General features: G+C 46.7%; 8 protein-coding genes. 2 read left to right on the plus strand and 6 right to left on the minus strand.

What is annotated here, in order from left to right; genetic code table 11:
* Window positions 1-14: 14 nt before the first annotated feature.
* The 4 genes from AAC022_RS14315 to AAC022_RS14330 form a co-directional block, all read right to left on the minus strand.
* A complete protein-coding gene (locus tag AAC022_RS14315; RefSeq protein WP_339731946.1) occupies window positions 15-1,325 on the minus strand; it encodes a hemolysin family protein in 1,311 nt (436 codons plus the stop codon).
* A gap of 124 nt (window positions 1,326-1,449) precedes the next feature.
* Entirely contained in the window at window positions 1,450-1,947 is a 498-nt protein-coding gene (ybeY, locus tag AAC022_RS14320) for an rRNA maturation RNase YbeY (protein ID WP_339731947.1), read from the minus strand.
* A gap of 19 nt (window positions 1,948-1,966) precedes the next feature.
* Window positions 1,967-4,288: an HDIG domain-containing metalloprotein gene (locus AAC022_RS14325; RefSeq protein ID WP_339731948.1), complete on the minus strand. Its 2,322-nt coding sequence runs from the start codon at window positions 4,286-4,288 to the stop codon at window positions 1,967-1,969.
* Window positions 4,289-4,340: 52 nt separating this feature from the next.
* On the minus strand, window positions 4,341-5,306 hold the full coding sequence (locus AAC022_RS14330) for a PhoH family protein (protein ID WP_339731949.1): 966 nt from the start codon (window positions 5,304-5,306) through the stop codon (window positions 4,341-4,343).
* 624 nt (window positions 5,307-5,930) lie between these two features.
* Between AAC022_RS14330 and AAC022_RS14335 the strand changes: the two genes are divergently transcribed.
* Both AAC022_RS14335 and AAC022_RS14340 read left to right on the plus strand, forming a co-directional pair.
* Window positions 5,931-7,820, plus strand: a complete 1,890-nt coding sequence (locus AAC022_RS14335; protein ID WP_339731951.1) for an AAA family ATPase — start codon at window positions 5,931-5,933, stop codon at window positions 7,818-7,820.
* Between the two features lie 326 nt (window positions 7,821-8,146).
* Window positions 8,147-9,544 (plus strand): LysM peptidoglycan-binding domain-containing protein, encoded by a 1,398-nt coding sequence (locus AAC022_RS14340; protein ID WP_339731952.1) that lies wholly within the window; start codon window positions 8,147-8,149, stop codon window positions 9,542-9,544.
* 46 nt (window positions 9,545-9,590) lie between these two features.
* On the opposite strand, the gene AAC022_RS14345 is transcribed toward AAC022_RS14340, so the two are convergent.
* Together AAC022_RS14345 and AAC022_RS14350 are read right to left on the minus strand one after the other, a co-directional pair.
* Complete coding sequence (locus AAC022_RS14345; RefSeq protein ID WP_339731953.1) at window positions 9,591-10,400, minus strand: MBL fold metallo-hydrolase; 810 nt, start codon at window positions 10,398-10,400, stop codon at window positions 9,591-9,593.
* Between the two features lie 31 nt (window positions 10,401-10,431).
* The gene (locus tag AAC022_RS14350) at window positions 10,432-11,727 is read right to left on the minus strand and encodes a DUF1444 family protein (RefSeq protein ID WP_339731954.1); all 1,296 of its coding nucleotides are present in this window, start codon (window positions 11,725-11,727) and stop codon (window positions 10,432-10,434) included.
* Between the last annotated feature and the right edge of the window lie 275 nt (window positions 11,728-12,002).

Genomic DNA, 12,002 nt, shown 5'->3' on the forward strand with positions numbered 1-12,002 from the left:
TCTCTTATGAGGGATCAGGTATCGGCGTCGAGTTCTTCGACGTATGTCGGATCTAATTCGATACGCAGCTTGCTGATTTTTCGTTCGTCGGATTCAAGAACATCAATCCGTAATTGCTGCCAGTTAAGAGAATCACCCGTTTGAGGTACTTTTCCCATTTGGGTAATCACAAATCCACCGATGGTGTCAAAGTCTTTTCCTTCAGGCAGATCGAAGTTGTATTGTTCATTGAGATCATCGATATGAACCCGTGCATCGACTTCCACAATGTTGTTGCCCTGATCGAAAATCATCTGCTCTTCTTCAGCATCGAATTCATCGACAATATCGCCAACAATTTCTTCGAGCACATCTTCCATCGTAACCAGGCCGGCAACTCCGCCATATTCATCGATGACGATTGCCATATGGACGTGTTCTTTCTGCATGGTTTCCAGTAACGAATCAATGCCCGTTGTTTCCGGAATATAGAACGGGGAGAACATCAGGGTTTGAATGGTTAGCTTTTCTGACGTATTGGAATTCTGATTTTCCTTCGAATAGTGTTTGAGCAGTTCTCGGGCATACAGAATTCCTACGATATCATCGGTTGATTCTCCAATCACAGGAATCCGTGAATGGCCAACGTCAATAAACTTCAAAAGTGCTTCGTCTAGAGTCGCGTCGACTGAGATGTATTCCATATCCATGCGCTGGGTCATGATGGCGGCGACATCTTCATCCTGAAGCTCCATCACACGCTGAATCATCTTACCGGCTTCGGATTCCAGAATTCCGCCACGCGCGCCTTCTTCAACCACAGAGAGGATTTCTTCACTGATATTAGCTTCCCGTCCATTCTTGTTTTCCTCTTTTCCTGCCAGGCGATGTGAAAATCCGTCAATTTTCCAGGAGAGCCAGATGACCGGAGTCAGGAATACAGGCAGCCAGCGCACGACGGGCCAGAATTTTTGCAGGAAGCGTTCCCCAGTGATTCGTGAAATGGTCCAGGGAACAGTCATCAGGAATATGATTCCTATGACCAGTGCCAGGAGCATTTGAAACGCGAATTGAATGGCGGTGGGAACGGAACTGAACTCAGTCGGATTGGGGATGTATTGTCTGGTCAGAATCACGGAAATCAGAATGACACCGGAAAAGTAGGTGAAATCTGCGGCCAGATGAATCGTCGGATGCGACTTCAGAATCTCACTGAATCGATCGGGTACGCCTGCATCGTTACAGAGCGTTTCTAAGCGACTTCGTGAGAAATCTCTTAAAGAAAAACCCAATACGCCTGCGAACAGGGTGAGTGCAGTTAAAACAGCAAATATCAGCGGGACCATAAATCTTACAAATTGACAAATTATTAGTGACGAAAAAGATTCGGTTGAGCACCGGAATCTACTTTAGTTTAACTGGAATAGACGAATACATGAATCTGAGAATGATACTATTTCGAATGATTTCTCACTCTTCTCTTCTGGGGATTTTCAGCCCCCAATGATCAAAAACCTGTTGTTCTCTCGCTCGCATCAGCTGTAGCTCGTCTTCTGACAGATCATCATAGCCACATAAATGCAATAAACCATGTACGACATACAGCAGAAGTTCGTTCTCAGCAGACCATTGATATTTTTCTGCTAAAGCGACTGCCATTTCAGCAGAGACAATCACCTCGCCTTCAAGGGTCTTGCCTGCGCCCCTGAGGTCAGGGATCTGTAACTCTGGATCTGTCTGACAATCCAGCAGAAAACTCAGAACATCCGTGTCGTAGTCATGCGCTAAATATTGTTGATTCAACTCGCGGACTGTGGGGTTATCAAAAATGGCGAGGCTGATGTCGGCCTGATTTACTTTTTCCGACTGTAAAAGGAAGCAAGCCGCTTCCTCTAGCTGTGCTTCATCGATCGAGATGTGATTCTGCGAGTTTTGAATTTTAATTTGGAACTGGTCAATGGTGTTCATGCAGTTGTTCTACCGGTGGTTATGCAGATCGCTCTTCCGGATATTTGATTCGGCCGTGATAGATTCCGATGAGAGATTTCACCAGGGTCTCTTCTACAATATTGATTTCACTTAAGGTTAAGGAGCACTCATTAAACTGCCCGTCCAACAGTCGCTTCATGACTAATGAATGTACCAGAGATTTGATACGTTTTGGTGTCGGATCACTCAGTGTACGGCTGGCACTTTCGACAGCGTCGGCCAGCATCATGACGCCTGCTTCTCTGGTTTGTGGTTTTGGTCCCGGATAGCGGAACGAAGATTCTTCGGCATCGGTTTTGTGGTCGGGGCTGAGATCGGCCTGTTTTTCTGCTTCCCGGAAAAAATATTCTACCAGCGTTGTGCCATGATGCTGTTCGATGAAATCGATAATGGGTTGCGGTAAATTGTGCTGACGCGCGAGGTCGACACCATCTTTCACGTGTCCGATGATAATCAACGTACTCATCGCAGGTGCCAGATTGTCATGCAGACTTTCGCTTCCGACAACCATATTTTCAATGAAGTATTGTGGCTTGAGCATTTTACCGATGTCGTGATAATAGGCGGCCACTCGCACCAGGAGACCGTTAGCACCAATTTTATCTGCAGCCGCTTCTCCGATGGTTGCCATCGAGATGGAGTGGTTATACGTACCCGGAGCACGGCGGACTAATTCCTGCAGCAAAGGATGCGAGACATTACTCATTTCCAGCAAACTAATGTCGGTCACGACTCCAAACAGAGATTCAATAAACGGCAGACTTCCAGCGACAAGATATCCCGCCGCCAGACACCACCCTGCCCCTTGCAGGCTTTCCCATAAAACCCGTTGATTAAAAAATCCGTTCGAGAGCTCCTGGCTGTGTATCAGGTTGATTCCCCAATAAACCAGGAAGTAAGTCAGCCCCATCCCAAATCCAAGTTTAATCAGAGTGGATCTGGATGAAACCGTGCCCAGGGAAGTAACGGCTACAGAGGAAACGCTCATCAGAACCACGAAGTGTCCCAGTGAGCCTCCTGTTGAGAGACAGAGCAATAGAGTCAGCGAAAGTGCTGTCAGGATGGCCATCATCTGGTCGTAGACAATGGCAAATACCATGACGGTTGCGATCAGCGGGAGCACTTCGGCACGCCAGGGGTCATAAGAAAGTAAACGCCCGAGGAAGACGGTTAAGATGATCACACTGGAATAAATGCTCAAGCTACTGACCGTTTTGGCCACCGCTTTTTTGTTACGCAGTAAGTGATAGCCATTCAATACGGCAAGAACAATCAGCATCAGAAAAATAATGGTGATGCGGGTCACTCGTTCATAGAGTGGAACCCGTTCTTCTTTGGCTTCGTATTCCGCTCGCAGTAATACGAGCTGTGTCTCATCAATAGCCTGTCCGGGGTCAACCAGAATGGTTCCGCGTTGGAAGGTGTCATAAATTTCATCGACCAGCATTCGGGCCTGTTTTCGTTCCTGCAGTGTTCTCGCGGAATCATAAACCAGAGTTGTCGGTGCCTGGAAATGAATCCAGTGTGAGAGAACTGCAGACATCGGGGCCAGTCGCGGGAATTGTTTCCACTCTCTGCCAATAGCTCCATTTTCAGATAACTGATTGGGCAGGCGGATATCAAACGTAGTTACAATTCGTCGTGAATCGGTATTTTCATTGATGATGGCAATCGCATCATCTGCACGAATCTGATTTTTGGTCAGATCATTCTCATTCACGATTCCATAAACCAGTAATGGAGAAATCAGTTTTTTGAAATCATCAATGAGTGCATCAATTTTTTTCGTATCATTGGAATCAGGGCTACTGACAAGTGATTTCAGTTCTGCAAATGTTTGTTCTGATTCTTCGGGAAACTGATCAATAAACTGCTCCAGCCGCCGGGATGAGGTTAACCCCAATTCCGCTCGGGAGTCTGCATTCAATTCATCCAGAGACTTGGCCTTCGCTATCGCGACCAGGTCTTCTCTGAGTAATAAGGGGAGTTTTTCGATCAACTCTGGCTGTTGTTTGAACGAATAAGGAACATCTGATTCTTTTTGCGTGCGTTGCCGGTCTGTCTCGATCGGGTTGGCAACCTTGAAAGTCGCGCTTGCCAGAATTCCATGTTCCTCGAACATGCCGAGACGGTATGGAAAAGGTGCTTTCCAGCTCTCAACAGCCACCATTAAAATGATGATGGTTAACAGACAAACACTCAGACGTGACAGAGTCCCTCGGTTGCTCAGTAATTCGCGCAGCTTCGAACTCAATTTGGAAGAATCTCGCAAACTGGCAGCAAGTGCCGTTCGGGATTTTTTGGAACCAAAAAAAGCCATGCAAACAACCTGAATTGATAGTGGATTTAGAACGAGGGAATGAAGCTGAGAATCAGAGACCCAGACCATCTTCGTTTTGGTAAGCTTTCACAATTTCGCCAACCAGTCTGTGTCTTACAATGTCTTCCGTTTTTAATTGGACCACTCCCACGCCTTTGATATTCCGTAAACGATTGATGGCATCAGTCATACCACAGGAAACATCGGGTGGTAAGTCGATTTGTGAAGTGTCTCCCGTGACCACAATTTGTGACCCCATGCCCATTCGGGTGAGAAACATTTTCATCTGAGTCACGGTCGTATTTTGCGCTTCGTCCATAATGATAAATGTATTATCCAGCGTCCGTCCCCGCATAAAAGCTAAAGGGACGACTTCCACGATATCATTTTCCATATAACGATGGACTTGATCGTAATCGAGCAGGCAGCCTAAAGCGTCCAACAGTGGTCTTAAAAACGGATTCACTTTCGCCAGCATATCACCGGGCAGAAATCCCAGTTTTTCCCCCGCTTCCACAGCAGGTCGTACCAAGACAATTTTCCGCACCTGCTCCGTTCGTAAGGCGTGAATTGCCATGGCGACTGCCAGAAACGTTTTACCACAGCCAGCAGGTCCTGTGCAAAAAACCAGGTCATGTTCGCCGATGGATTTTATGTAATCGGACTGCCCCGGTGTTCGCGGATGAACTTTTTTGGCTTTCTCGAAGAGATCAATTGAAGAGGGCGTGGCGATCGGGTTCTGTTTCGGTTTCTTGCTGACCGAGTTGCCGTTCGAAAGGGCAGTCTGTACCTGCTCGCTTTTGAGTTGGCCTGTACTTTCGACAATCGCTTTCAGTTCAGAGAAGATACGGAGTGATTTCTGGATTTGAGAATCATCGCCGATGATTCGAAGTTCATCTCCGCGATGAACGACATCCACGCCTAGTGCATCCTGAATTTGTCTGATGTGACAATCATGAGTCCCCAGTAAAACGGGAATCTGATCGGGATCAGCAAAGGAAAGAGTGGCTTCTGACATCAGAAATTCTACGTGCGCCTCCTGAAACAAGGAATCAATCAGTGATGAAAATGAAAATCATGACAGGTAAAATTGAATTTCGCTACGCTGAAATCAATGAAAACTTCAATATTAATGAGACTGAAATCCAAGAACGAATCCAGCCTACCTCTTTATCTTAATAAGTCTACTCCAGCAAATCGGGGAGAGAAAGGAGAGAGTTGGTCATTAAACAGATATTTATTGTAAAACGCTTGTATTAAAAGAGTTAGATTCAATGCTAAAAAACAGAGTTATGCGTGTTTTTGACGAGGAGTATCTGGAACCTTGATTTGTGGTCCTGAAGAGCCCTCGGTGGACAGATGGTAAATTACCCATTCTCTATAAGCGGAATTCTTTAAATGACCCGGCTGGCAATGTCAAGATCTAGCGTTTGGGTAATGCACCTGAGGGACCCTGCTCAGATACTGTCGATTGTATTGGTAATGCTCAAGAATAGACCGTAACCTGTTCGATGAATTGTTCATAGGATGCGGGATCAAACAGGTTTTCGAGTTGCGCTGCTGATTCTGTATTCCAGTAGGTATCAAAATCATACAGTTTCCTGCGGGAACTGATGCAATAAACGCGAAAAGGCCATTGGAAATGTACGAAACAAACTTTGGGTTCAAGGATCGACCCTTCACCGTTTCACCCTCCCCTGCTTGTTTTTATCAAGCGACCGAGCATCAGAATGTGCTCGATGAGCTATTGGTCAGTATTTCGAGTTTGAATGGAATCACAATACTCACGGGAGAAGCGGGAACCGGTAAAACTGCGATTTGCCGACAATTAATCTCACAACTGGAAGAACAGTTTCAAATTCAATTTGTTGAACACTGTAACTTCCCAACTGTCAGAGCGTTACTGCAGACGCTACTGTATAGTTTAACAGACTGTTATGAAAAGGTCAGCGAGCAGGAACTGCGACTGGCACTGTCTGCGGAAATCCGTTCATCATTTCTGGCTCATGGACAACCCCTGCTGTTGATTGTGGATGAGGCACATCTTTTACCAGTTTCCTTTTTGGAAGAATTACGGGTTCTTTCCGATATTTCTTTCGATGGCAAGCCAGCGCTGCAGTTAATGCTCTGCGGTCAGACTGCACTGGAAGAGACATTGGTTCAGTCTGCACTTTCGTCATTAAACCAACGGATCGGTTGCCAGGCTTATTTAGACCGGATGACCCGGCTGGAATCGGAAGAATATATTGCATACCGAATTCAGCGTGTGGCGACTGAGGAACGCGAGTATTTTACCGAAGAGGCAGTCAAATTCATCACCCAGGTGAGTGACGGATTGCCGCGGTGTCTGAATCAGATCTGCGATCATAGTTTGATGTTGGCCTACTTACAGGATTCACCCGTCGTCGATGAGGCCATCACGCGTGAAGCGTTTACAGATCTTCAGCAACTGCCACTGCATTGGAATGATCCCCTGCCTGCCCGCTCCCCTCTGGAAGAGATGCGTGAATCTGAACCAGTTGAAAAAATTGATCAGATGCTCAATGAAGAAGAGACGGCTACAGATTATGACATCGATACATCAATGGAAGATCAATTGAACGAACTGGCTAGCACACCTTCGAGTGAAACTGAGTCTGCTACAGATGATTTCGACTGGGATTCGTCTGATTTACTCTCGCTCGGAGACGATATTGAAGCAATCGAAATCGGAGATAGTTCTGAAGAAAATGAGGTCTGTGAAACAGAAGTAATCGCGTCAGAGTCCGAACCAGAGCTCGAACCAGCGATGCCGCCTCTATCTATTGCAGAAACCTTCACTGAAGTGGTACACAACGACTCAACCAGCTCTGAACAAGTGAGTTCTTTCGAAATCACAGATGGATTTGTCGAGATTGTTGATCGCTATGCCGCCATTGATGCGGGCGTTGATCCAGCGACACTTCCTCAGGAAACGCTCTCTGAAACAGACGTGATGAGTTCGTCACTGCGATTGCAGCCGCCCCCGTTTCGTGCTGCGGTGCCACAGCAAGATCTCAGCTCAAAACAGAGTATTGCCCCACCAGTACAACCTGCAGTAGCGGTACAATCTTCTGAGACAGACAAGCTTGAGTCGAGTTCAGATGTGGAATCAAATCCGATCGTCTTTGAAGAAAGTCAGTTGAAACGATTGGAGCCAAACGTATTCCAGGCTTTGGCGGATGAAATCTCACAGGACGATGGTTCATTTGAAGAACTATTGGCCGCTCAGGTTTATGAAGTTTGCTCGGAGACGCGCAGAGGGCTCTTAAACGCACTGAATGAGATTCGGAATTATTCAGAATCCCAGGAAACGGAGGCAGTCGAAGAGGAACCCGTTGCTTACGATATGGTGGAACCCGAATTTGAACCGCCGTCAGGGACTTCGTTTCGGTTAGACTCACAAACCGAACAGGGAACCCAAAACGCAGCAACCTCTCATCTCAAAGGACCTGCTCTCGGGAGATATAAGAATCTGTTCACTCGGTTGCGTCGAAAACAGGATTCGCTCTAGCCTGAATACAGGTTTATTGCAACGTCTCCCGGACCAATTGGACCGAGTAGAATTGAATGAGAGATGCGATGGTTCAAAGGAAATCGCATTGGAACCAACAACTCTACAACAAGCGTTAGTTCCCTAAGCATCATAACTCCTACCAGTCGATCAACTGGTGGGTCTGTTCTGACCGTTCGCCATATTTTCAGCATGATCGACTCAAGTGTGATGCCGGCAGTGGTATCTCCGCGCACTAAGCCCATCTATTGAAATTTTGATTTTCTGTTAAAGAATTTCGCCCGATACGCTTTATTACACAGCGTACTATTCGAGGCGAGGTTCAAATGCATCAAGATAAAAAAGTTGGTTTAGCTCTAGCGTTATTGGTTATAGGTTTTGTGGGTGCGTTCTGTCTCCGGCAGGATCGGAATACGACTGTCGAGATTCCGGAGTTGAATGATCCGCATTATTTAGATGAGCAGATTGCCGACAAGGACCGCACTCCTTATTTTGGCACTCAAAGCAATGAAAAAGCGAATACCCAGTTGGGCAATGCGCAGACCCTGACAGGACTTACTGACGAGCAGCCATCGTCTGGTTCGAAGGTCGCTATGCCTACGATTTCACATTCCACCCCTGTTTCTCCAATGGATCCTAACGCTTCGAAGGCAGAGCGTTGGGGGAAGATGCCTGATTTTCTCAAAGAGATTGACCTTCCTCAGGAACAATTTACGAGTTCAGAACTGACGGACTCTGTCTTTGAGCCTAACCCGAAACAACCTCAAGATGAGTCAACTTCTCAAGGGACAACGCTCAGTCCTATTCAGCCTCGCACGGAATCGGTCAAGCCAGAACACAATAATGCCTGGGAAGTCAATCCGGCGCAGCAAAAGACGCAGCCAACGCGGCCTGAACAGAGACAGGCTCCCCAAATTCGGATTCATACCGTCAAATCAGGTGAAACGTTATCTGAAATTTCAATTCGCTATCTGGGAACCAGTCGCAGATACAAAGAGATTTATGACCTGAATCGTGATCGTCTACGAAGTCCCAATGATATTCGAGAGGGAATGAAGTTGCGGATTCCCGTGAATCAGTCATCGGGAGCGACACCCCAATCAGCGAACAGACAATCTTCCACAGGAACTTCTGCCAGAGCCGGAAAACGGACGATCGGGCAAATGGTCTCTCAGCCGACTTTGAAATCGAGGTCTTCCGCGGGGGCTTCCCCGGGAGCTTCCCCGGGAGCTTCCACAGTTCAGTTTGAAGGCTTGATTGAATCGTTGTCAAATGCTCCAGATCAGAGCTCACTCAAAGATCTGGATCATAAAAAAACAATGCAACAGTTTGAGAACACGCTGAAATCCGGCAATATGCTTGATGGGGAAAATGGGACAAAATCCATCCCTAAAAACTACCGTAAATTTATTCCGGTTCCCCGTTCGCCGCTAGGCTCTCAAACCAGAAACTCCAGATCCGGGAAATCGCTCTCACAGGTTCAGCCAGAGAATGTAGACCAGATTGTGGAAGAGCTTTTTGATAAACTTTCCGATTCACCACAGCAGTCCACGGGGACGGCAAAAGTGAAAACTTATACGATTAAAAAAGGCGATACGCTTGAATCCATCGCCGTTCGTATTTATGGAAAGCGGTCGGCAGCATTTCAGATCTATCAGAAGAATAGTGATCTGTTGAAAAGTGCGAATTATATTCGGCCGGGAATGAAACTCGAGTTGCCTTAGGCTGGTTTCAGGTTTCAATGCGTGTGCTGATAAGAAGCGCGCCTGGCTAATTCAAAGGCAGAGAGAGCCCATCGAACGCCAGTTCAATATGGTCTGGCAAGCTGGCGTTAATTTCTTCATGTTCCAGCGAATGCGAAATGTGTGTGAAATAAGCACGCTTCGGCTTGACGCGATCCACCACTGCCAGGCTCTGTTCCAGATTGAAATGCGTGGGGTGCGGTTTGATCCGCAGCGCATCAAGGATCAGGACATCCAGACCTTCCAGATGCTGCCAGCTTTCCGGTGGGATCTCGCTGACATCCGTGCAAAACGCGATATTGTTGATGCGATATCCTAAGATGGGGAGTGTGCCGTGCATCAGCCGAATGGGTTGAATTCGGAGACCGAGTAATTCAAAGGCTTCCAGGCTCACTCGAGTAAAATCAAGCCGCGGACGGGCCATGTGGTGTTGATTATGTATGGGGTCTTCAAACGCATAGTTAAACGAGCGGCGGATTTGTTCTTCGACAATTTCCTCGCAGTGCAGCGTGATCGGTTTTTCTAATCGATACCCACTGATTCGCACATCGTCCAAGCCAAAGAGATGGTCTGCATGACTATGAGTATAAAGCACGGCATGCACCCAGGGAATGTGTTCTCGCAGCAATTGCAGTCGGAGTTCGGGGGGCGTGTCAATTAAAAAACCCCCATCAGGGGCGCCGACATAGACCGAAGTGCGTCCCCGCTGGTTTTTGGGATTGGTCGACGTACAGACGTGACAATCACAGCCGATAATCGGAATTCCTACGCTGGTTCCCGTTCCGAGTGTGATGAATTCACCGAGGCGTTGTGAGATTAGATTTGAATCCTGTTGCATTACTCTGAGATCACTTTTGAAGTGGCACTGATCAGCTCACACCACAATATTCGCTCACGCCATCTGCGGTTACAACCAGCAATTGATTTGTTAACGGGTGGTCCATAGTTAAATAGTCACTGGCAATATTATGCTGGATTTTTTCAATCACATGTGATTCACTTAAGCTGATCGCAAGCAGAAAATCACGGTTCGGAACTCCAGCCAAAAACTCGCTTCCCAAAAAACGGCGGGCCTGCTGATGGAATGACGGGCTTAGAACCTGAGATGCATTATAGGCATCCGGCCTACTTTGTATAATCATGTTCGGGCCCTCTTCTTTCGACATGCAGATCAGCTCAATTTGATTATGATCAAAATAGCGGTCCAGATTATTCAGTGCTATCTGATGGAGCTGATCTTGATCGATGTTCCATTTTCTGAGCAGCTTTTCATGAATATACCAATATGCGTTCGATTCGTCGACCACATACAGGATGGCTAAATTGGCAATCCAGGATTCACCCACAAAATTCGGAAAATTATTTTCCCAGGATTCCCGTGATAACAGGATCGGCATGATTCGGTCTTGAATCTGCGATAATTCCGGTTCTGTCTGGGCATCACCCCATTCATTAATCTGCAGTATCGTGACCAGCGCCGTTGTGATCTGTTTCTGAAAACTTTCGGGAGTCGTCAGATAAGCACGGTAGAAATTTGTCAGGTTCATCTCAGATTCACCAAATTTTAACCGAAATCCGGGTAGGATCTGAGAAGTGATCAGAGGGAATTTCTTTTGAGCCAGGTCCAGCACTTCGTTTGCAAACAGCTCCGGTGGATTTGCTGGATTCAGAGAGAGCTGAATGGAGTGCAGAATCACCTGGACTGCTTCAAAAAAATCTTCAGAGTGATGTGGATCATAGAAAAACGTAACCACCATCTGGATCGAACGTTCTCTGATCAACCACAGATTCCAGGAGTGCCAGCTTTTTTGAAAACCGGGTAGAGATGCCAGTAGGCCTTTCCACCAGGATGCGTTTTTTTGAATGATTGCTTCACCAGAATAACCAATCGATTCATGCTCAATGGCGAGAGGCCCGCGACTCTGAATATTTCGATGTTTGACAAACAGCTGGTCGAAATCAATTTCCAGGTTCGACTCGGAATTCGTGTTTGGTGGTACCGATTTCCAATGGCAACTAATGGTCAATGTCGCATTTCCATCCGGAGGGCTGAGCTGGAGAATTCCCTCTTTTTCGTCCTTGACCCAATTGGAAGGATACGAGAGTGAATACCAGTTTGCAGGTCCGGTGTAGTTGGCCCATTGATCAAAATGCAATTCAGACAAAAAATCACCACCAGCACAAGAAATGATTCTGATTCATGAATAAGGGGAAACCAATCAAGGTTTGCATTTCACCATATTCGCACGGCGTCTCATCGAGTCTTTATAGTAGACGATTTCCAGAAGCAACTCTATCTGAAAAAATGAGATACTTTGTTGAGCCGGACTGCTGTTTATCTAAGCAGCAAATTGCCCTACGGGAGGGCAATGAAAGGATAAACAGGACCGGCCAGGTTCTTGAAGATATTTAATTGATGTTGTAAGTGCTTTTGTTGCAG

The organism is uncultured Gimesia sp., from assembly GCF_963976445.1.
Lineage (GTDB): Bacteria > Planctomycetota > Planctomycetia > Planctomycetales > Planctomycetaceae > Gimesia.